Below are 23,901 nucleotides of genomic sequence, written 5' to 3'. Positions count from 1 at the left end.
GGGCTCATTTACCGGCGCGGCAGCTGCCGGCGCCAAAGAAGCCACAAAAGCACAAGACTCATATAACCAAACAGCGGATAGATGAATGACAGCAGCTCCCCGTAATGAAACGGGCTGACCGCCGCAAACAGCAAAACGAGCAGCACGCCCAGCCATTTCCCGCCAAGCGGCGCCCAAACGCGCACTTGGCGTGCAAGTCCAAACATGCCGCCGATGACCGATGTAAAAATTTCTCCGTAAATGACGACGACATAAAGCCAATACAACACAGTAAAAAACGTATGAACGACTTCGGCCATTGGAATATCATAATCGTCCTTGTGTGGAAACGACAGCAGCACCATATGGTTCAACAGCAGCAAAACCGTCAACACCATTCCGCCTAACATCGCTCCGCGCCTCACCGCTCGCTCATCGGTCGCTTCGCGGGCGATGGGGACAAGCACCGCTTGGGCCATCGCCAAGTTAAAGGCCGCATAGGAAAACGGGGACAACATCGCCTTGAGGGAATAGTCCACCGCAGCCATGTCCGGACGGCACAAATCGCCAGCCACGATTGTTTTCACAAAGGCGATGGCGCTGAACAGCACCATCATCGGCGCAACAAACACGTTGACGCCAAACAGCCCTTTGCGGTCAAACAACATGACAAGAAGCGCCAAACCGAGCGTCAGCGTGACGCCCGCCTGCCTCGGCCAGCCGATCTGCTCTTCAAACACGGCACCCGCCCCGGCGATCATCACCGCCGTCACCCCCGCGATCATCGCCGTCATCACAAGCGTCACAAACGGACTCAACATTCTTCCGAACAAATAGCGATTCAATTCATCATAGGACGCGGCTCCAATGCGGCGCGCCATCACCATTAGGCGCGCGCCGCCCCATGTGAACAAAACGCCGCTGACCGCCACCCCGATCGTCCCAGCCATTCCGTAGCGGGTAAAAAATTCAATAATTTCCCTGCCAGTCGCAAATCCCGCTCCAATCACCGTGCCGACGTAAACAGCGGCGATTTGCCATGCTTCCGACCATTCCGCTTTCTTCTTCACTGACTGCCCTCTCCTTCTCCTTGTCCGTTGCTTTACTTCTATATATATGTCCGCAGCGGACAAGAAAGACGAGTAGAAAAAAAGGATGCCTCCCTCGGCATCCTTCGTTACTGAACCGTCACTTGTTCGACTTGATGTTCGTGCAGCCCGCCGCTTCCTTCGACGTGCACTTTCACCGAATACGTTCCTTTGTTGGCAAACGTGGCCATGGCTTCGTACTCGCCGTTTCCTTTTTCCTTTGCATCGACAAATTCATGCTTATTGTCCGCCTGCCAAATCTCAAAACGAACGGTCGCACCTGTCAACGGCTTCCCATCTTTGGAGAGGCGGACGGTCAACGCCGCCGGTTTTCCGGCTTCGAACGAACGGGACGACAGCGAAATGGCGACGGCGCCATGATGGTGTTCTTCAGCACTGCCTTGGGAATTTTCGCGCGCACCGTCAGCCGTCGCCGCCTGTTCCGGGCTGCCGGCGACAATATCTTTCTTCGGCATGTTATGCATGTCGCGCGCCGTCACATGGGCGACCACCGAATATGTTCCCGCTTCGGTGAACGTTTTTTCCACCGAGTATCGGCCGTCGCCGTCATGCTTCGCTTCAAGCATTTCCCGCTCGTCGCTTCCATGCTTCCATACTTCAAACTTGACTTCGTTCGCATCGTCTACTTTTTCGCCGCCGTACGTCACGACGCAGGCGAGCTTGGTCGGTTTGTTCAAATCGATATGATCCGGCGCATCGATTTTCACGTCAAGCACGGCCGGCGTCTCAGCTTGCTTGTTGTGATTTGTACAAGCAGCCATGATCATCATCCCCAAAAGTACAACAGCAAACGCGAAACCAACCTGTCTTCTCATCTTCACCTTTCTCCTTTTTCCTTCAAATTCATGATCATCATGAGCACCAAAGACGGAGTCTTTTCCGCCTCTTTTTCTGTTTTTCACTTTATCATAGCTTTGCCGCACCTACATTAGTATTCACCATTTTTTCAAAAACATTTCATCGTTATTACAATTTTTTTGTACAAAACACTTGAAAGTCAAAAAAGGTCAAAGTATAATAAAGTCAGAAAGTCAAAGAAAGTCAAAGTCAAATCCCGAATAAGAGAAAAGGGGGTATGTCTCATGCTATGCCAAGCATGCCAACAACGTGAAGCAACAGTGTTTGTCAACTTGCAATGGAACGGGGAAAAACAACAACTTCACCTGTGCCATGAATGCTATGAAAAGCAAAAACAACAACTGTCCATTCCGATGAACTTCGGCTTTTCACCGTTTTCCTTTGATGACTTCTTTACTAGCCCGTTCACAGCCGCCAACGCCGGAATGAGCGCGCCGAAAACGATGGCGAAGCGCCCGCAAAGCCATGGCGGTGGATTTTTGGATCAATTCGGCCGCAACTTGACGCAAATGGCGAAAGCGGGCTTGATCGATCCGGTCATCGGCCGCGACAAAGAAATCGCCCGCGTGATCGAAATTTTAAACCGCCGCAACAAAAACAACCCGGTGTTGATCGGGGAGCCGGGTGTCGGGAAAACAGCCATCGTTGAAGGGCTCGCGCTGAAAATCGCCGAAGGGCAAGTGCCGGAAAAACTATTGAACAAAGACGTGTACTTGCTTGACGTCGCTTCGCTTGTTGCCAACACCGGCATCCGCGGCCAATTTGAAGAGCGGATGAAACGGCTCATCGCCGAACTGCAAGAGCGGAAAAACATCATCTTGTTCATTGACGAAATCCATCTGCTCGTCGGTGCTGGAGCCGCTGAAGGCTCGATGGACGCGGGCAACATTTTAAAACCGGCGCTTGCCCGCGGGGAACTGCAAGTCGTTGGGGCGACGACACTCAAAGAATACCGGCAAATTGAAAAAGACGCGGCTCTTGAGCGCCGCTTCCAACCGGTCATCGTCCACGAGCCGACCGTTGAGGAAGCGATCGCCATCTTAAAAGGCATTCAGCCAAAATATGAACAATTCCATCATGTCCGCTATACGGACGAAGCGATCGAAGCGTGCGTGAAATTGTCGCACCGCTACATTCAAGACCGCTTCCTCCCGGACAAGGCGATCGACTTGCTTGACGAGGCCGGCTCGAAAGCGAACTTGCGCCTCGGCCCGACCGATGAAAAGCAGCTGCAAGAGCGGCTGATGCAAATCGCAAAAGAAAAAGAACAAGCGGCGAAAGAAGAAAACTACGAATTGGCGGCGAAACTGCGCGCTGAAGAGCTGAAGCTTGAAAAACAACTCGAGCAAGGCGTCACCCAAGAACGCCCAACAGTCGATGTGGCGGACATCGAGCAAATCATTGCCGAGAAAACCGGCATCCCGGTCGGCAAACTGCAAGCCGATGAAAAAGAAAAAATGAAACATCTCGAAGAAAACTTGGCGAAAAAAGTGATCGGCCAAGCGGAAGCGGTGAAAAAAGTCGCGAAAGCCATTCGCCGCAGCCGCGCCGGCTTGAAAGCGAAACACCGCCCGATCGGTTCGTTCTTGTTCGTCGGCCCGACCGGCGTCGGGAAAACGGAGCTCGCCAAAACGCTCGCCGAGGAGCTGTTTGGCACAAAAGACGCCTTGATTCGCCTCGATATGAGCGAATACATGGAGAAACATTCGGTCTCGAAGCTGATCGGTTCGCCGCCGGGCTATGTCGGCTTTGAAGAAGCCGGACAGCTGACGGAAAAAGTGCGCCGCAACCCATACAGCATCATCTTGCTTGACGAGATTGAAAAAGCGCACCCGGATGTGCAGCACATCTTCCTGCAAATTTTGGAAGACGGCCGCTTAACCGACAGCCAAGGCCGCACCGTCAGCTTCAAAGACACCGTCATCATTGCGACAAGCAACGCCGGCGCAACCGATAAAAAAATCACCGTCGGCTTTGAAAAAGAGGGCAACGGGCAAACAAGCGTCCTTGACTCTTTGAGCGCCTACTTCAAGCCGGAATTTTTGAACCGCTTCGACGCCATCATCGAGTTCAAGCCGCTCGAAAAACAGCACTTGCTCCAAATCGTCGATTTGATGCTCGCTGACGTCAAAGCGGCGATGCGCGAACAAGGCATTGAACTCGAAGTGACCGAAGCGGCGAAAGAAAAACTGGCCGAACTCGGCTACCATCCGGCCTTTGGCGCCCGCCCGCTCCGCCGTGTCATCCAAGAGCATGTCGAAGACAACATCGCCGACTGCCTGCTTGACGCAAGCAGTCCCGTGCGCGCAATCCGCATCGACGCCGAAGGGGACGCCATTGTGGCGAAAATCGAATCATAACTTACAACAGAGGATCCGCCGAACATCAATTTTGCTTTCGGCGGATCTTTCTTTCCAATGGACCGTTTATCAAACCGATTTTTCACCTCGATTCAGTCAAGCACACTTTTAGTGAAGGGGTGAATATTTTATAAAATAATTTTTTTGGAAATATTATTGACACTTACTTTTTTTTTTGCTAAAAATAAGTTATAAATTCTAAATATTAGGAGGGATTGTGATGTTCAAAAGAAAGATGATTCAAACCATTAGTCCGATTCTTTTGGCTGGATTGCTTTCTCTTACCCCATTTAATCTCTTACCCCATTTAATAAGACAGAAGCAGAAATCAATCCAACCTATATCCCTTATGATGGATATGAATACGTTCACAGCACAGATACAAGAGGGCTGACCATTTATTGGACTCATACCCACGTAAACAACAAATCTACTACTGACACTGTTTCCCACACAGTCAAGAGAGAAGCGTATGCAACCGCTACTGTTTCTTCGTCGTCCACATTTAACGAGATGGTCCTGGAAGTAGGAATTAGTACGGAAGTAAGTTTAGGAGCGCGGGTGGAAAAAACAACAACTGTTACTTGGACGATCCCTCCTTATTCCACCTATACCCTTCGATATGGAAGCCGTTGGGTGAAAGCGACCGGTAAAGAAAATTACTACAGCAGAGGAACTCTCATCAGCTCGAAAACCGTCAGCGGACAATGGACATATGAGGGATATTCCGACAGCATTAAACAAAACTAAACACTCATGAATGGTGATTTTATGAGCAAAAAATTTTTCCATCCCCTTTTCATCTGCTTTCTCTTGCTGGCGGCGTGCGAACGCGGACACGACCCCGCCCCTGTTGCGCCGCATCCGGTGGAGAAAGCGAAGCAGGAACATGAAAAAGCGGAGACGGAACAAAAGCCGTTATCGTTGGAACAGAAATTTCTCCCTCCGCATTTTCTAGTCAATCAATTTATTGCAAAGGCGACAAGTCGATCGATCGAGCTGACGATTCATTACACCATCTCGGAACAGCTGTACCGTTTGCTTGAACAGTATCGAGATTACTATTTCGTCATTCAATATCCAGAGGAACTCTCGCGTCTGACCCATGTTGACCGTTCCAACGCTGTCAAAGGCCCTTTGCCGGCAAACGGACAGTTATCATATACCATCACCATTTCTTCCACTTGGACAAATGATATACCAAAAGATTTGATCAATCGAATCAATCATGGAGACTTGCGGTACAATCTTCTCATTTTGGACAAAGAACGGTTCCCCGTGCATATTTTCAATGATGTTCAATGGTACCAATCGTTCGACCCAAACAAAGGATCCAGCGTCATTTCGGAAGACAGTGGTGCAAGAAAATGACGGCCGTTCGGTCAAACGTTTTCATCGACCGCACGTCCGTTTCTTGAGGTCAGACTCTTTCGCACGAATAAAGGATTTTCGCTGTAAAAAGGGGCGGTCGCCATCGCCTCTTTTTCTTTTTCCGTCTTTTCTCCAGGAACGAAAAAATTTTGCTATAATGAAGAAAAACGCAAGGGGGCATCGCGATTGCCAAACGAAATGGAGACGATCATCATTCAGACGCTCCGCCCGGCTCTTCACCCGTTCGTCATCTACCTGTTCGGTTCAGCCGCCCGTGGGGCGATGCGCCCAGACAGCGATATCGACATCGCCTTTGTCAGCGACGGCGAACCGCATGATCCGTATGAGCTGTTTCGGCTCGCGGGGCATTTGGCTGACAAGTTAGGGCGAGATGTCGATCTTGTCGATTTGCGCCAAGCCAGCACCGTGTTTCAAGCGCAAGTCGTCTCGAGCGGAAAGGTGATCGATTGTTGCGACGAACGGAAACGAATGGAGTTTGAAATGAAAACGTTGAAAATGTATGCAAAGCTGAATGAAGAGAGGGCGCCAGTATTAAAACGAATTGCAGAAAGTGGGTCGGTGTATGAAACATGATGTGATTTTGAATAAGGTCAGCATCATTGAACGATGTCTGAAACGAATTGACGAAGAATATGACCACGACCCCCAAAATTTACAAAATTATACAAAACAAGACTCGATCATTCTCAATTTACAGCGGGCGTGCGAGGCATGCATCGATTTGGCCATGCATATCGTGGCCGAGCAGAAATTCGGACTGCCGCAGCATAGCCGCGATGCGTTCGCTCTCCTCGAAGAACATGGGGTCATCTCCCCTTCCGTAAGCAAAAAGATGAAGGCGATGGTCGGATTCCGCAACATCGCCGTTCACAACTACCAACAACTGAACCTTGGCATTTTGCAAGCCATCATCGACCACCATCTCGATGATTTTAAACACTTTGCCAAAGCCATCCTCGATTATGCCAAGAAAAACGGCTAGGCCGGCTCCCACGCGGAAGCCGGCCGGTTAGCGCCGCAAACCGTTCATCAACACGTGAATCGTCCGCTCCATCTCCGCCTCATCGTCCCAATGGTGATCAGGCAAAAGGAGAAAACGGGCGGCCAAAAAGCCGGCGAGCGATGTGATCGTCAGGCGGATGACGGAATCGACCGGCAGCTCGACCAACTCTCCTTTCTCTTGAAAATGGCGGACAATACGGGCAAATTTTGGATACACGTGCTCTGTAAACACGCGTTGAAAACATTGTTTAATCTCGGAATGAAAGGCGAGCTCCTGCCAAAGCACGCGAATCGCCGGCAAATACGTTTTCACAAAGGTGTAGCGGTTGGCGAGCACCGCGCGCAAAAACTGTTCGTACGTCTCATATTCGTTGTCAAACACTTCGCGGACGAATTCTTTCGCCAAAAACGGGGCGACGGAATGAAACAACGTCGGCGTGACGATGGCCAGCAATAAATCTTTTTTCGTCTTATAATGGCGGAAGATCGTCCCTTCCGCCACCCCAGCCTTTTTGGCGATTTCGCTCGTCGACGTCGCCGCATAGCCTTTCTCGGCGAACATTTCAACGGCAGCTTCCAAAATTTTTAGCTGCTTTTCGCTGAACTGCCCTTCCTTGCCGCCGATTTGCAGCAATTCCTGAATCCATGAATGCTCGCTCATGACTCTACTCCTTACAGCTTGCGGTATTTTTTCAATGCTACTACATTTAATAGCATAAACAGCAACGTAAAGCCAAGCAGCACGTACACATCAACGGCGATGGCGCTAAAACCTTCTCCGCGCACCATAATGTCGCGCAGCGCGTCCGCCCCGTAGGTGAGCGGCATGATGACGCTTAAGGAACGAAGCCATTGTTCCATCGTGTCGAGATTGAACAAACCCGAGAAAAACACTTGCGGCACGACGACAAGCGGGATAAACTGCACCATTTGCAGCTCGTTGTTGGCGAACGCCGACAGCAGCATCCCAAGCGCCAGCGCCGTCATCGCCAGCAAAAACGTAATGAGCAGCACATACCAAAACGAACCTTCCATCATCATGTCCAACACATCAATGGCAAACCATGAAATTAAGCTTGCTTGAATCGTCGTAAACAGCCCGAACCCGACCATGTAGCCGGCGACCATTTCCCAGCGCCTGAGCGGCGTCGCCATCAACCGCTCGAGCGTCCCATTCGTCCGCTCACGCAAAAACGATACCCCGGCGATCAAAAAGACGAAAAAGAAGATGAAAAAGCCGATGAGCACCGGGCCGAAATAATCAAACGACGCCATGTCGCTTGATCCGTGCCAATACGTTGTTTTCAGCTGAAACGGGGGCTTGGGCGCCATGGACTGAAACGCCTTTTGCACCGCGGCCATCACAGCCTGATTGGCCGTCGGGTCGCTTCCTTCCAGCGTAAGGTGCGGAGCGCTTCCGCTCATGTCAAGCCACGCGTCAATGTCTTGATCGTCCAGCTGCTTTCGCGCTTGTTTTGCTGACAGCTCTTTCACGTTCGCTCCTGCTTCTTTCAACTTGTCAACAACCACCTCAGGCACGTGTTCGCTGACGGCAATGGCTGGTTTGTATTCTTCGCCATTAAACACCAAATCCATTAACAACAAGACGAACATCGGCGCGACAATCATGAGCGCCAGCGTGCGCTTGTCGCGGAAAAACTGGCGGATGATGCGGACGACAATGGCCAACACTCTCATCGACGGACACCTCCAAACGTCAAAAACGCTTGCTCAATCGTTTCCGCGCCTGCTTCCTGTTTCAATTCATCCGGGCGGCCGACGGCGATCAGACGGCCTTCGCGAATCATGCCAAGCCGCCCGCACTTTTCCGCTTCATCCATCACATGGGTCGTGACGACAATGGTTGTGCCGCGCTGGCGAATCCGCTCAAGCTCCGCCCAAATCGATTGGCGCAGCACCGGATCGATGCCGACCGTCGGCTCATCCAAAATAAGCACGTCCGGTTCATGAAGCAAGGCGATCGCCAGCGACAACCGACGCTTCATCCCTCCTGAATATTGGTGCACCGGCTTTTTTCGATCATTCGTTAAGTTGACAAGCGCCAACATGTCATCGATCCGCTCTTTTTGTTTTTTCCCTCGCAACCCGTAGATGGAAGCAAAAAATTGCATGTTCTCCAGCGCGGTCAATTCTCCGTACAGGGCATCCGACTGGGCCATAAAGCCGATCCGCTTCATGGCGCCAAGATTGGGCATATTCACGCCGAGCACGCGAATCGTCCCTTCACTCGCTTGATCAATGCCGGCGATCATGCGCACCAACGTCGTTTTTCCTGCACCCGACGGGCCGAGCAGACCGAAAATTTCTCCCGCGCGGACATCCAACGACACATCGTGGATGACCACTTTTTTTCCAAACCGCTTGGAGACACGCTCGACTTGAATACATGGATTGGCGGTCATTGCTTTTCTCCCCTTTGCATAGTAGTGAGTAATCACTCATATATAGTATAAAAAAGATAAACCTTTTTGTAAAGTGAGTAATCACTCACAAAATACATTTTTTAAGCTGCCGACGGTTCGGCAGTCCACCTACTGTTCCATCAATTGGACGTCTCGCCAGCCGTAGCACCACTCCCATAATGCTTTTCCACCGATTTCCACCCTTTCCTCGGCCAGTTTTTCACCGCCAAGCCGTTCGTAAAAACCGCGTGACGGATTGTCGGCAAGCACCCAGACGACCAGCGAATGAATGCCTTTTTGCGCCAAATCGCGGGTCAACGCTTGAACGAGTTGCCGGCCGAGCCCTTTTCCTTGCACCTCTTTAAGCAAATAAATCGCATACAGCTCCCCGTCATACTTCGCTATCGGACCGTCGGCTGCCCGATTTGGTCCGCCGGAGACAAATCCAACGACGCGCCCGTTTTCCTCGGCGACAAACACAGAATGACCCGATTGGCTGAGCACCTTCTCCCATAAGGGTTGTTTTTCTCCCACTGACAACGTCTCCAAGTATGCGTCTGGCACGATGCCGCTGTATGTCGTCTTCCAACTTTCAACGTGGACCGAAGCGATGGCCGGTGCGTCGGCCCATGTGGCTTTACGGATCATCGTTTTCCCCCTTTTCCCCAGTTTGATAGAAGTTTTCAAATTGAACGCTCTCCCTCCTACGCTTGAGCTTTGAGGTGGGAGATTCTTGGGAACACCCGCCCCACAGCAGGCTGTCAACCAAGCCATCCCCACCCTCTTCTGCTCACGTGTGGAAGTGGGGGTCTTCTCGGCGCGAGATGATAAAGAAAAGCAGGGCGGTGCCGTTCCCGCCCGCCTTTTTTGCTTCTTTTTACAAGGCTTTGTCATCGACGCTGTCGAGCCATCGTTCAATATGGCCGACGACCGAAGCGACCGCCCCGTCAGCAAACGGCGACTGTAGGTTGGCGCTTTGGACGAGCTCGGTGAACGGCCGGCTGCCGCCCAATCGACAAAGCGCCACATAGTCGCGCCACGCCGCAGCCCGGTCGTCTTGCGCCCGCTTCCAAAATTGGAACGCGCACACTTGCGCAAGGGTGTAATCAATGTAATAAAACGGGTCGGTGTAAATGTGCCCTTGCCGCTGCCAAAACCCGCCGCGCTCAAGGTAGTCATGGCCGGCGTAGTCTCTTGTCGGCAAATACACGTTCTCGATGTCACGCCATGTTTTCTTCCGCTCAGCTGGCGTCATATCCGGGTTCTCATAGACCGCGTGCTGGAATTCATCGACCGCCACGCCGTACGGCAAAAACAAAAGCGCGTCGCTCAAATGGGCGAATCGGTATTTGTCGGCGTCGTCGGCGAAAAAGAGCTCCATCCACGGCCAGGTGAAAAACTCCATGCTCATCGAATGGATTTCACACGCCTCAAGCGTCGGCCAGTTGTATTCCGGAATGTCGTAATGGCGGCTTTCATACACTTGGAACGCATGTCCGGCTTCATGGGTGAGCACATCAATGTCGCCGGACGTCCCGGTAAAGTTCGAGAAAATAAACGGCGCCTTGTAATCATCGATATACGTGCAATAGCCGCCGCCCGCCTTTCCTTTTTTGGCGACGAGGTCCATCAATTCATGTTCGACCATATAGCGGAAAAACTCGCCTGTTTCCGGCGACAGCTCTTCATACATGCGCCGGCCGTTTTCGACGATCCAATCGGCATCCCCTTTCGGCGCCGGGTTGCCGGTTGAAAACATAAACGGCTCATCGTAATAGTAGAGCTTCTCGACCTTGATGCGCTGCCGCTGGCGCTCGCGCAGCCTGGACGCGAGCGGAACGATGTGTGTTTTCACTTGCCGGCGGAAATTGGCAACCATGTCGGCATTGTAATCGGTCCGTCCTAAACGGGCATAGCCGAGCTCAACAAAGTTTTTGAACCCAAGCTTCCGGGCGATCGCTGTGCGGACGTGGACGAGCTCATCATACAGCTCATCGAGCTCTTTTTCGTGGTCCGTGAAAAACGAAAACCGCGCTTCGCTCGCCCGTTGGCGCATCGTGCGGTCCGGCGACTCGACAAACGGCTGCAGCTGGGCGAGCGTCCGCTCCTCTCCTTCAAACATGATTTTCGCCGATGCAATGAGCTTCGTATATTCGCTGGCCAGCTTGTTTTCTTTTTGCAAGTCTTCGACAACCGCCGGCGCGTATGTTTTCAGCTGTGTTTCGGCCAACGCAAACAGCTGTTTCCCCCACACTTGTTCCAATTCAGCGCGGAACAGCGAGGAAACAAGCGCGCGGTAATAATCGTTGACAAGCCCCTTGACGACTGGCTCCGTTTCGTCGAAAAAGTCTTGCTCTTTTTTATAAAATTCATCGTTCGTATCGATCGTATGGCGAATATGGCAAAGGTTCGCCATCGTGCTGTAGCGGCGGCGCAGTGCATTGATTTGCTTCATCGCCTCGTGCTGCAAGGCGGCGCTCCCGGCGCGGCGGAACGAATCAAGCGCTTCTTGAAACGATGCTTGCAATTGAGCGATGTCCGGCCGCTCATAACGAAACTCCGAAAACTTCATGCTCTGTCCCTTCTTTCCTTTCATTTTTACATTTTTTCATCACTCAACCGACCTACTGTTTATTCGCCATGAATCATCAAAATCCTTCTCGATTTCCCATTCTCTGGGTTCACCACCACAAATTATACTAATCATTTCACTCATATTTCGCAACCTTTGCATAATATATAAAAAACCACCCATATATGCGCATAAAAAGGCTCTTCACCAAAATTTTGCGCTTTCTCTTTTCCATCGGTCCATTAGGCGCGTTGGAAATCTTTATCTGAGAGAGCGTGCAAACGTTCCGAAAGAATGTGCAAAATCTGGAACAATTGGAGGCTTGGATTCATCGTTATTCGTTTTGTCCTTGTTCAGTTGTGCGAGCCATCGCAAAATCACTCGTCAAACGAACAGACGAAATCATATCATGCATTTTATCGTCTTATTCGAATGGGAAAATGGAGGAAACGAATAACAAGATTAAGCGGATCAAACGTCGGGGATACGGATACAGAAATATCCAACGTTTTGCATTTCGGGTTCGGTTAGAAACAGCTAACATACTTTAATGGCTAGTGCAAGTACATCTTTTAGTTTTTAGTGATGAACCATTCTCTGAACAAATTTCCATTTTATTTCCTCATAGAAAAAGAAGGCAACTATCATGATCTTGATCTTCGCAACCATTTCTATTTTTCAAAAACAAATCATATTCCCATTCGCGCCCTCTTCCCCCTAGAAATAGCGGCCATGGATTGGGAATCTCGTCCCATCTTCTGTATTTCCCAAAAACATATTGACGATTTTTGTCGAATCAGGTAAGATAGTGTCGGCAACCATATACCCCCTCTCCACTTCAATGGGATAGAGGTTGCGGTGAACAAAAGTAGCGCTGCCGAGGCTCGGAGCGGTCCATGACGCAGCGGGAAAGGGTTCACCGCCGAAGTTTGCGGCGCGCTCCGGCGGCGCAAGCTGGGCCTGCGGCCGAACAGGCGCAGGACTGCCATCGCCCTTGGGCGATGGAGCGCTATCGCCATTCAGTTGGATGCGAATCGATCATGCACCTGCTGAAGAGGCGCGGGTGCTTTCTTTTTTTGAAAGGAGCGTTTTGACCTTGGATCAGCAACGAAAACTTGGCATTTGGGTGTTAACCGCGCTCGTCGTTGGCAATATGGTTGGTTCCGGCATTTTCATGCTGCCGCGCTCGTTGGCGGAAGCGGCGAGCCCCATCGGCGTCATGTTCGCCTGGCTGTTGACCGGAGCCGGCGTCCTCATGACGGCGGTTGTGTTTGGCAACTTGGCAATCCGCAAGCCCGAGTTAGGCGGCGGACCGCAAATTTACGCGAAGGAGCTGTTTCCGAAAGGCTCCAATCTCTCGATTTTATCGGGATTTATGTCATCATGGGGCTACTGGGTCGGCAACTTTGCCGGCAACGTGGCGATCATTACAACATTTGCAAGCTACTTGTCGACGTTTTTCCCGGTTCTGACGAGCGGCCAAACGGTGTTCACCGCCGGGGCGTTCACCTTGAAGCTTGGGAACTTGTTGACGTTTCTCGTCTGCACGGCGCTCCTTTGGGGGATGCATATCATCATTTTGCGCGGGGTAGAAGGCGCTGGCAAGCTGAATTTTGTTGCCACCGCGGCCAAAGTGCTTGGCTTTTTCCTATTTATCGTCATCGCGCTGTTTGCCTTTGACAAAGCCGTCATCGGCCCGCTTGATGCCCCTCGCTATGACGGGAACGGACAGCCGATCGGTTTGCTTGGACAAATCAACAACGCCGCGTTATCGACACTCTGGGCGTTTGTCGGCGTCGAATCGGCGATGGTGTTCGCTTCCCGCGCGCGCAAACAAGCGGACGTAAAACGGGCGACGATCGCCGGCCTGCTCATCGCCTTAGCCATTTACATCGGCATCAGCTTTTTGGTGATGGGCGTCTTGCCGCAACGCGAACTGATTCAATCGGAAAAACCGCTCGTGGACGCCATCAATGCCATCGTCGGACCGGCGGGCGGCTACGTGTTGGCTGGCCTTGGGCTGATCAGCTTGCTCGGCTCAACGCTCGGCTGGATTTTATTGAGCGCGGAAGTGCCATACCAAGCTGCCAAACAAGGACTGTTTATGCCGGCCTTTTTGAAAGAAAACAAGAAAAACGTGCCGAGCTTCTCGCTCACGTTGTCGAACGCCTTCGCGCAATTGTTCATTTTCTCGACCATTTCCCATTCGATGGCGGCGGCGTTTGACTTCGTCATTTACATTGCCACGCTCGCTTATCTCGTTCCATATTTGATTGCTTCCGTCTTCCAGCTGAAGCTCACGCTCACTGGGGAAACGTATGCGGCAGGACGGGAGCGGCTCGCGGACGGCATCGTTGCGGCGCTGGCAACATTGTATTCCGTCTGGGTCGTCATCGCCGGGACGGCGGATATGAAAACGTTCCTGCTCGGCGTTGCCTTGCTGGCAAGCGGCGTGATCTTCTACCCGCAGGTGAAAAAGGCAGCGCAGCAGGCAAATGAAAAGCAAAAACTGTCGGCATAGCCAAAAAACGGACGCCTATCGTTTGGGTGTTCGTTTTTTTCTGTTTTGGGGCAGGATCTTTTCTTTCGTAAGACGAAATATACAAGATGGTTCCATTTTTGAAGGAAAGAGAGGTCCTGCTGATGAATAATAACGAACACCCGACGAAACGCCGCGGCATGACGGCGGAAGATTTGCTTCGCCTCCGCTCGGTGCGCGACCCGCACTACGCGCCGGACGGAACGCGCGTCGTGTTTGTGGAAAAATCGATCGACGAAGAAAACCAATACCGCTCCCATCTATATAATGTGGACGGAAGACGGCGCCGTCCGTCCATGGACGTTCGGGCGCTGTCGCGACACGAAGCCGCGCTTTTCCCCGGACGGCGAAACGATCGCCTTTTTGTCTGACCGCTCGGGGCGTGTGCAGCTTTGGCTGCTGCCTGCCAATGGCGGCGAAGCGCGCCAGCTGACGTTTTTCAAAAACGGCGTGCGCGATTACGTCTGGTCGCCGGATGGAACGTTTCTCATCGCCCTAACGACGCTTGGCGATGATGAAACGATTGAAGACCGCGAAGAACCGGAAAAGGCAGAAGTGAAGCGAGCCGACCTGAAACCGCGCGTGATCGAGCGGCTGTATTACAAATCGGACGCGGCTGGTTTTCTTGACGGCAAACGGGCGGTGCTCACGCGCATCGATGTGCTGTCAGGAAAAATCGAAGCGTTGACGGGCCGCGAGGAGGAAATCGGTTCGTTTGCGATTTCGCCAAACGGACGGACGCTTGCCTTTGTCGCCAACCGAAACGAGGATCCGGACACCACCTTTACCCGCGACATCATTTTGCTCGATCTCGAGAAAAAAACAGAAACGAACTTGACGAACGGCTGCGGCGCGTTCGCCTCGCTCGCCTGGTCGCCGGACGGAATGAAGCTTGCCGCCGTCGGCCATGATTTGGCTTATCTTGGGGCGACGCTTCACCGGCTTTACGTCTTTGAGCCGGAACGTGGAACGAAGCGGGTGTTGACCGCCGACTGGGACGTCCATCTCGGTGACGCCATGGTCGGCGACATGCACGCTGATGCGAAAGGCCCGGGCCCGATTTGGGCGAGCGACGGAAGCGGCCTGTATGTCACCGCCTCAGAGCGCGGACGCGTCAACGCATATTTCGTCTCGCTCGCCGGCCCGATCGTTCCAGTGGTCGAAGGAGATTTTCATCTATACGGATTCACCGTCCATCCGAATGGACGGCAAGCCGTCGCCGCCATCAGCTCGCCTACGTCCGTTGGCGATTTATATGCGGTCTCGCTTGCCGATGGAACGAAAACACGGCTTACGCGTGCCAATGAAGCGCTTGAACATGAAGTGGCCTTCGCCGCTGCCGAACCGTTTACGTATCGATCGGCGGACGGTTTGGAGATTCAAGGCTGGATCGTCAACTACCCCCACTTAGCTAACGCTTGAAGTGGGGGCTTGCNNTTGGTCGTTGAAGTGGGAGTCTCCTGCGCGAAATAGGATGAAACCGCCTGAGCTTGACGAAGGAGAAAAGGCGCCGCTTGTCGTCGAAATTCACGGCGGGCCGCATGCGATGTATGGATTTACGTTTTTCCATGAATTGCAGCTGCTCGCTTCATCCGGTTATGCCGTGCTGTTTACGAACCCGCGCGGCAGCCACGGATACGGCCAGTCGTTTGTCAATGCGGTGCGCGGCGACTATGGCGGCATGGATTATGAAGACATTATGGCTGGCGTCGACGCCGCCATCAGCAAGTTCGACTTTATTGACAAAGAACGGCTTGGCGTCACCGGCGGCAGCTACGGCGGATTTATGACGAACTGGATCGTTGGGCATACCGACCGATTCAAAGCGGCTGTCACTCAACGTTCGATTTCCAACTGGCTCAGCTTCTCCGGCGTGAGCGACATCGGCTACTTTTTCACGAAATGGGAAGTCGGCTGCGACGTTTGGGAAGACGCTGAGCGGCTTTGGCATCATTCGCCGCTCAAATACGTCAAACACATGCGCACACCGCTGTTAATTTTGCATAGCGAACGCGATTACCGCTGCCCAATCGAGCAGGCCGAACAGCTGTTTGTCGCCTTAAAGCAGCTCGGGCGGGAAACAAAGCTCGTCCGCTTTCCGGACGCCAACCACGATTTGTCGCGCACCGGCAACCCTGCTCTTCGGCTTGAGCGTCTTCGCCATATCGTCGACTGGTTTGACCGCTATTTGAAAGGAGCATCGCATTAATCCGAAAGGAGAACCACCATGCACGCACTCGTCATCGGTGGGACAGGCATGTTAACCGACGTGTCGCTTTGGCTCGTGCGAGAAGGGTACCATGTATCCATCGTCGCCCGGAACAGGGAACGGATGGAACGGCTCATCGCCCGCGCCGCACATCTGGAGGCCATTACCCCGCTTTTGGTCGATTATCGCGATCATGATGTACTATGTTCCTTGATTCACCAAACAATCAATGAAAACAGAGCCTTCGACCTTGTTGTCGCATGGGTGCACAGCGACGGGAAACAGGCGTTTCCGGCCATCATCCGGGAAAATAGCAGACATCCCGGTCCTTGGCGTCTGTTCCACGTGCTCGGCAGCCGGGCCCATCCGGCCGAGGCAAAGCGGGAACTCCGTTTGTCTTCCGCTTGCCTGTACCGGCAAATTCAGCTTGGCTTCGTGATCGAAGAGCACAGCACGCGTTGGCTCACCCATCAAGAAATCAGCAGCGGCGTCATTGACGCCATTCGGCGTGATGCGCCGTTTCATCTTGTCGGCACACTAGCATCAGAGAAGAAGCGGCCGCATTAATGGGAAGCGTCCTCTCGTTTGTACCGAGAGGGCGCTTTGTCCGCCTTTGGCGCGGATGGTTTCACGATGGAAGCAGTTCGACATAATCGCCCGTTTTCAAGCCGGCCGCGTTCGCTTCATCGGTGTCAATGTGCATATCTAATGCAAAATCTTCGCTGACGCGGACGATCACTTCGTCAAAAATGAGCGCCCGCTCCCCTTGCGTTTTCACTTTCACAACTTGTTTATCGCGGACGCCAAACGTCTCGGCATCTTTCGGCGTCATATGAATGTGGCGCTTGGCAATGATCACCCCTTTGTCGACGGTCACCGTCCCCTTCGGTCCGTGAATCGTAATGCCCGGCGTTCCGTCAATATCGCCGGATAAGCGGACCGGGGGCGCGACGCCGAGCTTGAAGCTGTCGGTTTTCGAAATTTCAAGCTGGGTGAGCGAACGGACCGGTCCGAGGACGCGGACGTTTTCAATTTTCCCTTTCGGCCCTTCGACCGTCACCGTTTCCTTGGCGGCGAACTGGCCAGGCTGCGACAACGGCTTGAGCACCGTCAGCTCGGCGCCTTCGCCAAACAGCGCCGCCATGTGTTCTTTTGATAAATGAATGTGGCGATTCGATACCCCTACTGGAACCATCAATGGTGATCTCTCCTTTTTTGCTGGCTATGGTATGTTCTTTATATAACGTATCCATTTCCGGCAAAATTAAAGAGGCCGACCTCGCGTCAGCCCCTTGTTTTTGCCCCATATCCTAATTTTTTCAGCAGCGCAATCGCCTGCTCTTTTTCTGCCGCCGTCAGCGCCGAAACCGTTTCGTGAATTTTTTCCGCATGCTCGGGAAATACGCGTTCAATAAACCGCCGCCCCTCTTCTGTAATGGACGCGTACGTGACGCGCCGGTCCTTTTCGCAGGCGCGGCGGACGATCAATCCTTTGTTTTCCAGTTTGTCAATGACGTAGGTGATGCTCCCGCTCGCCAGCAAAATTTTTTCGCCAATTTGCTGGAGCGGCTGATCCCCTTTATGGTATAACAATTCTAACACGGCAAATTCGGTCGGATTGACCCCGAATGAGTGGATTGATTTGTTCACTTGGTCGCTTACGGCGCGGTAAGCCCGCGACAATACGATAAACAACTTTAGCGATTGCTCGAGTTCTTGCTCTTTTTGTTCCATGCCATCCAACCCTTTGCATTTAACCATTTCTTACTTGCATTATACTTGAACAGCAAACAGGCAGGCAACCGTTTTTGCCAGGCGCTGGTCCATTTTTCTCGCCAGCGGCCGTTCCTTTCGCTATGATAATTTTGTGATAGGGCAGCGCTTGGGCGATTGTCACATTTGTGGAAACGGCGCATATGAAAAAATAAAGGCTGATGAAGGGGGAATTGGATGAACGGGGTATTGACCGGCAGTGTGCTGTCCGCCTTATCGACCGGACTTGGCGCTGTGCCGATTTTGTTTATGGCCAAATCGCTCACCCACCGCTGGCGCGATGTGCTCCTCGCGTTTTCAGCCGGCATTATGATGGCGGCCTCGATGACAAGTCTTATTCCCGAGGCCCTGCGGTCCGGCGGTTTTGAGGCGCTCGCCATCGGATTGGCGGCGGGGGTGCTCGTGTTAACGTTGCTTGAGATGACCGTCCCCCATATCGACTTGGAGCATACGAAAAGCGGCTTGCAATTCGACGAAAAGGCGATGCTCATCATCGCCGCCATTGCGATGCACAATCTCCCCGAAGGGCTGTCAGTCGGGGTGAGCTACGCCTCAGACGGCGCTTCGCAAATCGGCAATTTGATCGCATTGGCCATCGGCTTGCAAAACGCGCCGGAAGGATTTTTGGTCGCCTTGTTTTTAGTCAATCAGCAGATTGGCCGCTTTAAAGCGTTTGTCATTGCCACGTTAACCGGCGCGGTCGAAATTGTGACGTCTTTGCTCGGCTTTTATTTAACCTCTCTCTTCCGCGGCCTCGTTCCATACGGGTTGGCGTTTGCCGCCGGGGCGATGCTGTTTATCATTTACAAAGAACTCATTCCCGAAAGTCATGGCGACGGCAACGAACGGATCTCGACGTACGCGTTTATTATCGGCATTTTGTTTATGATTTTGTTAACCGAATCGTTTTAGCGATCCCCCCTTCCGTCATCGAGACAGGCGCTCCTCTCCATACAGAACGAAACACCCCGCTGCCTTGCCTGGCAGCGGGGTGTTCTCATTATTGGACGGCCTCTTCTTTTTCTTCATACGGATGGGCGACCCAGCCGGACGGGTCGATGAACAGACGGACGGCTACGACTTGGCGGTCGTCCATGAGCGTAAAGTAGTGCGGATTCCCTTCCGGCACAGAAATGACATCGCCGGCTTCCAGCTCGACGTCAAAATAACCGGTTTCTTTGTCGCCTTTGATGATGAAAATGCCATGGCCGGCTGTAATGGCGCGCACTTCGTCTTCCGTATGGATGTGCACTTGTTCAAATTTTTTCAGCAGTTCATCCAAGTTCGGCGTCGCATCGGACAGAGCGACGATATCCCATGTTTTGTAGCCGCGGCGCGCCGCCAAATCTTCAATTTCATCTTTGAACGTCGCCAAAATTTCATTTTTCTCTTCATCCGTGAGTACGTATTTGTCACGCAAATGCTCCGGCAGTTTCGTGATGTCCCAATGTTCATACAACACCCCTTGACTGTTCAAAAACGCGCGCACATTGTCTTCTCCTTCAATCACTTGGCCCGTTTTTCTCACTTTGATGACGGCCATGTCAAAATCCCCCTTCTAAAAGATGTATATTAACCAACCGGCAGGCCGGCCCGTTGCAAAAGCAGCCGCTTCACCTGCCAGCTGAACAAAAACTCCCACGCTTCCAAATGTTTTTTCGCTTCAAACGCCGTTCGTCCCCAGACGGTAATGCCGTGGTTGTGGATCAACACGGCGCCCGCATCGCCATGAATATATGACGAAAACTGTTGAGCCAACGTCGGGATGTCGGCGTCATTGCCAATGATCGGAATGCGCACTTCGGCATTTTCTTCCCAAATGCCGAACGCCTTAATGATTTCTTGCCCGGAAAAGACCGCCTCTCCGTTGGCTGCGTACACATCGGAAATGATATTATTGTCGACCGTGTGAACATGCAAAACGCAACCGGCGTTTGTGCGATTGTAAATTTCCACATGCAGCAGCGTCTCCGCTGATGGCTTTAAATGTGTTTTCTCCGCTGGTCGGCCGGCGGCGTCAACGAGCAAGAAGTCCTCATCCGTTTGCTTCCGCTTATCCTTGCCGCTCGCTGTCACCAAAAACGTCAACGGGTCGTCCGTCACTTTGATCGACAAATTGCCGCTTGTTGCGAAAAACCAATCGCGGGCGGCGAGCTCGGCTTTCACTTCCGCAAGCTCGTTCCACTTTTTCACGACGATGCTCATACGATCACCTCCATTCGCTGCAACGCATCCATCACGTCAAAAAACGTCGCAAATGGCGCGTGCGGCAGGTCAAGCTCTTGACATTTTTCAAGCAGAAAATCGCGCGCCAGCACATAATCGGCTTGTCTTGCCACCGCCAAGTCGGTGATCGAATCGCCGATGACGACGTGATACCCGTCGGGGCGGGCGAGCCTGCGCAATAGCGACGGCTTGCAGCAGCCGCAGCCGTTTTGGCACTGGCTGTCGCATGCATGCGGCCATGTGATGCGGATCGTCTCACCGCTGAAGTCAGAGCCGTTGCAAAAAATGCGCTCCGGCTCAATCAGCCCTTCAAGCAGTGGGTAGACGAAAAAGTCGATGCCGCCGCTCACGATATAGAGCGGGATGCTTTGCTCTTTCGTCCACGCGACAAACTCACGGAACCCTTCGCGCAAACGGGCGGTGCTAAGCAAAAAGTCAACAATCTCCTCTTTCAGCGCCGACGGAAGAAGTGAAAACATTTTTCCGACGCCTTCCTGAACGGAGATGCGCTGGGCGAGAATGTCGTCCTTTAACGCCTCCCACTCCGGCGGGGCGAACTGTTTCATAATGGCGATAATGTTGTCGTTTTCCGTAATGGTGCCGTCAAAATCACAAAAGAGAACGAGCTGTTTCGTCATGCTTCCACCTCAATGGCGCCCCAGCGGTCGATCGCCTTTTGCAGCGCCTCGTTGTCTTTCGCCGCTTCACGGAGCGGACGGCCGGCCAGCGCCGCGTCGATGGCAGCGCGAAACGCCTTTCCGCCGCCGATCGCCCCGTCCGGGTGGCCGTGAATGCCGCCGCCGGCGTTGACGATGCTGTCACGGCCGAAATCGCGGACAAGAAGCGGCACCAAGCCCGGATGGATGCCGGCCGAGGGCACTGGAAACGCTCGGGCAAACGGCTCTTGTTCATCGGTCAGCGCTTGGGCGATGCCAAGCGCCTGCCCGCGCTCCAAAGCGACGCTGCCATACGGAGACGGGAACAACACAAAATCGGCGCCGGCAAGACGCAAAAGTTTTCCAAGCAAGAGCGACGGGGCGACGCCGTAAAACTCCGACGGCGTGATGGCGCCGCTGAACGCCGGGTGGGCCATAATCGGGACGGAAATCTCTTCATCTTCCCGCAGCCCTTGCAGGACGTCCAATCCATAGGCGAACACGTTGAACAACAGCACATCAGCACCAAGCTCGGCGGCTCGTCTCGCCTTCTCTTTCAGCTCAAACGTTTTGCCGGTCAAGTTGACGGCGTACAGCGTCCGCTTGCCTGTTTGTTCGTACACCTCTTCGAGCGCCGCTTTGCCTTCTGTAATGCGCTTCGCAAATGGCAGACGATCGCTGTCAAACAAAATTTCGTCATCTTTGACCAAGTCAACGCCGCCAAGCGCTTGCTTTTTCAACTCTGATGTCAAATACGCCAAATCGCGGCCGACGATGCCTTTGAAAATGCTCATCAACAGCGGGCGGTCGTACACTCCGACCTTTTCGCGAATGCCGGCGATGCCAAAGCGCGGTCCCGGGAACTTCCGTTTCCACTCCTCTGGAAGTTCCAAATCAAGCAGCCGCACTTCCCCGTCCAGCGACAGCTTGCCGAACGTCGTCACCAACAATGCTGGCAAATCGGCGCTGAAGTTCACCGTCGGATAGGCGATTTTGACGATCGCCCGCTTCAGCCGCTTGCCGAAGTACGCATTCGTCCGGTCGCTTTCCTCAAGCTCCTCGACCGCAACGACTTCCCCTTTATGCTTGCGGAGCTGGTCTTGCTCCAGCTGCGGCAAGTCGGTCCATGTGCCGACCGTCAAGCCGAGCGCGATCCCTTCGGCCTTTTTGCGAATGTCTTTCTCGTCATGAAGCAAATACGTCGCAATGACTGCACTCATCGTCCATCCCTCTTTCAATATATGGCGAAATAAAAAAGCCCCTTCCTAAGAAGAGGCGTCATTCAGTCATGGCGCTCTTCTTATCTCTCAGCGTTTCCGCTGCAAGAATTAGCACCGTGCTTAGCGTGCGCCAAGCCGGTTGCCGGGCTTCATTGGGCTCGTCCCTCCGCCTGCTCTTGATAAGAAAGCCTGCTCGTTTATGCACTTGTCAAACGATTGGCAAATTTACTTTGAATTATGACAGCCTTTGCCGCCGTTGTCAATCATTTTTTTCAAAACAGTTGCCCCGTCACCAGACAGTAGTTCATTGCCGCTCTATTTTTCAAAACAATCCGAGCCGCCCGATCCGCTCCGCCGCTTCGCGAAGCCGCGCTTCATCGGTCAACAAACCGACGCGCACATACCCTTCGCCGTGCTCGCCGAACCCAATGCCTGGGGCAACGGCGACGTGCGCCCGCTCAAGCAGCATGTCGGCAAACTCAGCGGATGATATGCCTTTTGGCAGCGGAAGCCAGGCGAAAAACGACCCGGATGGCGCCTGCACCTCCCAGCCGGCCTCGCAGAGCGCAGCGATGAACGCATTGCGGCGCGCCTCATACAATGCGACCAGCTCCGTGACACAATCTTGCGGACCAAGGAGCGCCGCGGCGGCCGCTTCCTGGATGGCGCCGAACAAGCTGACATACAAATGATCCTGCAAAAGCTCAAGCGCCCGAATGATCCGCTCGTTGCCGACGGCAAACGCCACACGCCAGCCGGCCATATTGTATGTTTTCGAAAACGTATAAATTTCGACGCCGACGTCTTTCGCCCCATCGACTTCCAGGAAGCTGACCGGTTTCCGGCCGTCAAAGCCGATCGCCCCATAAGCGAAATCGTGCACGACGGCAATGCCGTGCTTGGCGGCAAACGCCACCGTCTCCGCGAAAAATTCCTTTGTCGCCGTTGCGCCGGTCGGATTGTTCGGATAGTTTAAAAACATGAGCTTCGCTCGGTCGGCCACTGCCGCCGGAATGGCTTCATAGTCCGGCAAAAAACCGTTTTCCGCAACAAGCGGCATCATTTCCATCCGCGCGCGGGCAAGCGCGATCCCCGACCAATAGTCCGGATAGCCCGGGTCCGGGGCCAGCACCACATCGCCCGGGTTGACGAGGCAAAGCGGCAGCTCGACAAGCCCGGCCTTGCCGCCGAACAAAATGGCGACTTCGCGGTCTGGATCGATGTTCACCCCGTATTCACGCGCGTAAAACGCGGCGATGGCTTCTTTCAAAAAGAAGTAGCCTTGAAACGGCGAATATTTATGGTATTTCGGATTAGCCGCCGCCCGCTGCATCGCCTCAACGATATGCTTTGGCGTCGGCTGATCCGGGTTGCCTTGCCCTAAATTGATCACGTCGCATCCGGCCTTGATTTTCTCCCCGACTTTTGCGACAAGCGAGGCGAAAAATTGCTTTGGCAGCTGCTCAAGCAACTCGGAAAAAGGAATTTCCATCGTCATCGCCCACACCTTCTTAAAAAATTCTTGAAATTCTAGTGCAACATCATATATCGTAAAAAGCAAAATGTAAAGCAAAATTTTTTCG

The 23,901-nt window shown here is 53.0% G+C and carries 21 protein-coding genes, 2 pseudogenes and 2 riboswitches; of the genes and pseudogenes, 9 read left to right on the top strand and 14 right to left on the bottom strand.

Going from position 1 to position 23,901, the window contains the following annotated elements:
• Positions 1 to 8: 8 nt before the first annotated feature.
• Both ETR37_RS02285 and ETR37_RS02280 read right to left on the bottom strand, forming a co-directional pair.
• Positions 9 to 1,049, bottom strand: a complete 1,041-nt coding sequence (locus ETR37_RS02285) for a YkvI family membrane protein (RefSeq protein WP_013145950.1) — start codon at positions 1,047 to 1,049, stop codon at positions 9 to 11.
• Between the two features lie 107 nt (positions 1,050 to 1,156).
• Positions 1,157 to 1,903 (bottom strand): FixH family protein, encoded by a 747-nt coding sequence (locus ETR37_RS02280; RefSeq protein ID WP_081132891.1) that lies wholly within the window; start codon positions 1,901 to 1,903, stop codon positions 1,157 to 1,159.
• A 267-nt stretch (positions 1,904 to 2,170) separates the two neighbouring features.
• On the opposite strand from ETR37_RS02280, the gene ETR37_RS02275 reads away from it, so the two are divergent.
• From ETR37_RS02275 to hepT, 4 genes are all read left to right on the top strand, one after another.
• Positions 2,171 to 4,306 carry an ATP-dependent Clp protease ATP-binding subunit gene (locus ETR37_RS02275; RefSeq protein ID WP_129446843.1) on the top strand — a complete coding sequence of 712 codons (2,136 nt, stop codon included), beginning with the start codon at positions 2,171 to 2,173 and terminating at the stop codon, positions 4,304 to 4,306.
• Between the two features lie 771 nt (positions 4,307 to 5,077).
• Entirely contained in the window at positions 5,078 to 5,677 is a 600-nt protein-coding gene (locus ETR37_RS02265; RefSeq protein WP_129446842.1) for a hypothetical protein, read from the top strand.
• Between the two features lie 186 nt (positions 5,678 to 5,863).
• Positions 5,864 to 6,271: a type VII toxin-antitoxin system MntA family adenylyltransferase antitoxin gene (gene mntA, locus ETR37_RS02260; RefSeq protein ID WP_129446841.1), complete on the top strand. Its 408-nt coding sequence runs from the start codon at positions 5,864 to 5,866 to the stop codon at positions 6,269 to 6,271.
• Positions 6,261 to 6,680, top strand: coding sequence for a type VII toxin-antitoxin system HepT family RNase toxin (gene hepT, locus ETR37_RS02255; RefSeq protein WP_033005519.1), 420 nt, complete (start codon positions 6,261 to 6,263; stop codon positions 6,678 to 6,680). The genes mntA and hepT overlap by 11 nt, the downstream gene beginning before the upstream one ends.
• Positions 6,681 to 6,707: 27 nt before the next feature.
• Here hepT and ETR37_RS02250 read toward each other — a convergent pair whose 3' ends face one another.
• The 5 genes from ETR37_RS02250 to ETR37_RS02230 form a co-directional block, all read right to left on the bottom strand.
• The gene (locus ETR37_RS02250; RefSeq protein ID WP_129446840.1) at positions 6,708 to 7,361 is read right to left on the bottom strand and encodes a TetR/AcrR family transcriptional regulator; all 654 of its coding nucleotides are present in this window, start codon (positions 7,359 to 7,361) and stop codon (positions 6,708 to 6,710) included.
• A gap of 11 nt (positions 7,362 to 7,372) precedes the next feature.
• Positions 7,373 to 8,398, bottom strand: a complete 1,026-nt coding sequence (locus ETR37_RS02245) for an ABC transporter permease (RefSeq protein WP_129446839.1) — start codon at positions 8,396 to 8,398, stop codon at positions 7,373 to 7,375.
• Complete coding sequence (locus tag ETR37_RS02240; protein ID WP_033024957.1) at positions 8,395 to 9,123, bottom strand: ABC transporter ATP-binding protein; 729 nt, start codon at positions 9,121 to 9,123, stop codon at positions 8,395 to 8,397. The genes ETR37_RS02245 and ETR37_RS02240 overlap by 4 nt, the downstream gene beginning before the upstream one ends.
• A 129-nt stretch (positions 9,124 to 9,252) precedes the next feature.
• Complete coding sequence (locus ETR37_RS02235) at positions 9,253 to 9,771, bottom strand: GNAT family N-acetyltransferase (RefSeq protein ID WP_033024955.1); 519 nt, start codon at positions 9,769 to 9,771, stop codon at positions 9,253 to 9,255.
• Positions 9,772 to 10,000: 229 nt separating this feature from the next.
• Complete coding sequence (locus tag ETR37_RS02230; protein WP_033024954.1) at positions 10,001 to 11,695, bottom strand: M3 family oligoendopeptidase; 1,695 nt, start codon at positions 11,693 to 11,695, stop codon at positions 10,001 to 10,003.
• Positions 11,696 to 11,994: 299 nt separating this feature from the next.
• On the opposite strand from ETR37_RS02230, the pseudogene ETR37_RS02220 reads away from it, so the two are divergent.
• The 4 genes and pseudogenes from ETR37_RS02220 to ETR37_RS02200 form a co-directional block, all read left to right on the top strand.
• Positions 11,995 to 12,246: pseudogene (locus ETR37_RS02220) on the top strand (transposase); the annotation flags it as partial.
• A 288-nt stretch (positions 12,247 to 12,534) separates the two neighbouring features.
• A riboswitch (Lysine riboswitch) is annotated at positions 12,535 to 12,715 on the top strand.
• Positions 12,716 to 12,791: 76 nt separating this feature from the next.
• Positions 12,792 to 14,216 (top strand): amino acid permease, encoded by a 1,425-nt coding sequence (locus ETR37_RS02210; RefSeq protein WP_129446838.1) that lies wholly within the window; start codon positions 12,792 to 12,794, stop codon positions 14,214 to 14,216.
• A gap of 122 nt (positions 14,217 to 14,338) precedes the next feature.
• Positions 14,339 to 16,443 (top strand): annotated as a pseudogene (locus tag ETR37_RS02205) (S9 family peptidase).
• Between the two features lie 18 nt (positions 16,444 to 16,461).
• Positions 16,462 to 17,010, top strand: coding sequence for a short-chain dehydrogenase (locus tag ETR37_RS02200; protein ID WP_014195275.1), 549 nt, complete (start codon positions 16,462 to 16,464; stop codon positions 17,008 to 17,010).
• 61 nt (positions 17,011 to 17,071) lie between these two features.
• Here the strand turns inward: ETR37_RS02200 and ETR37_RS02195 are convergent, their stop codons facing one another.
• Positions 17,072 to 17,638 carry a phosphate propanoyltransferase gene (locus ETR37_RS02195; protein ID WP_033006192.1) on the bottom strand — a complete coding sequence of 189 codons (567 nt, stop codon included), beginning with the start codon at positions 17,636 to 17,638 and terminating at the stop codon, positions 17,072 to 17,074.
• Between the two features lie 89 nt (positions 17,639 to 17,727).
• Complete coding sequence (locus ETR37_RS02190) at positions 17,728 to 18,177, bottom strand: MarR family winged helix-turn-helix transcriptional regulator (RefSeq protein ID WP_014195273.1); 450 nt, start codon at positions 18,175 to 18,177, stop codon at positions 17,728 to 17,730.
• A gap of 216 nt (positions 18,178 to 18,393) precedes the next feature.
• Here ETR37_RS02190 and ETR37_RS02185 point away from each other — a divergent pair, with 216 nt between their 5' ends.
• Positions 18,394 to 19,128, top strand: a complete 735-nt coding sequence (locus ETR37_RS02185; protein ID WP_015374254.1) for a ZIP family metal transporter — start codon at positions 18,394 to 18,396, stop codon at positions 19,126 to 19,128.
• 88 nt (positions 19,129 to 19,216) lie between these two features.
• Here ETR37_RS02185 and ETR37_RS02180 read toward each other — a convergent pair whose 3' ends face one another.
• From ETR37_RS02180 to ETR37_RS02160, 5 genes are all read right to left on the bottom strand, one after another.
• The gene (locus ETR37_RS02180) at positions 19,217 to 19,759 is read right to left on the bottom strand and encodes a 1,2-dihydroxy-3-keto-5-methylthiopentene dioxygenase (protein ID WP_015374253.1); all 543 of its coding nucleotides are present in this window, start codon (positions 19,757 to 19,759) and stop codon (positions 19,217 to 19,219) included.
• 29 nt (positions 19,760 to 19,788) lie between these two features.
• Positions 19,789 to 20,421 carry a methylthioribulose 1-phosphate dehydratase gene (locus ETR37_RS02175; RefSeq protein WP_129446837.1) on the bottom strand — a complete coding sequence of 211 codons (633 nt, stop codon included), beginning with the start codon at positions 20,419 to 20,421 and terminating at the stop codon, positions 19,789 to 19,791.
• Entirely contained in the window at positions 20,418 to 21,080 is a 663-nt protein-coding gene (gene mtnX / locus ETR37_RS02170) for a 2-hydroxy-3-keto-5-methylthiopentenyl-1-phosphate phosphatase (protein WP_020755950.1), read from the bottom strand. The genes ETR37_RS02175 and mtnX overlap by 4 nt, the downstream gene beginning before the upstream one ends.
• On the bottom strand, positions 21,077 to 22,318 hold the full coding sequence (gene mtnW / locus ETR37_RS02165; RefSeq protein WP_033006186.1) for a 2,3-diketo-5-methylthiopentyl-1-phosphate enolase: 1,242 nt from the start codon (positions 22,316 to 22,318) through the stop codon (positions 21,077 to 21,079). Before mtnW ends, mtnX begins: the two co-directional genes overlap by 4 nt.
• A 77-nt stretch (positions 22,319 to 22,395) precedes the next feature.
• Positions 22,396 to 22,504, bottom strand: a riboswitch (SAM riboswitch).
• Positions 22,505 to 22,640: 136 nt separating this feature from the next.
• Positions 22,641 to 23,816 (bottom strand): pyridoxal phosphate-dependent aminotransferase, encoded by a 1,176-nt coding sequence (locus ETR37_RS02160; RefSeq protein WP_033006194.1) that lies wholly within the window; start codon positions 23,814 to 23,816, stop codon positions 22,641 to 22,643.
• Positions 23,817 to 23,901: the final 85 nt, after the last annotated feature.

The sequence above is a fragment of the Geobacillus sp. PK12 genome (assembly GCF_004123125.1).
GTDB classification, from domain to species: domain Bacteria; phylum Bacillota; class Bacilli; order Bacillales; family Anoxybacillaceae; genus Geobacillus; species Geobacillus zalihae.
The sequence above is the reverse complement of the archived record's forward strand: the minus strand, read 5'-3'. Positions and strand labels throughout refer to the sequence as shown.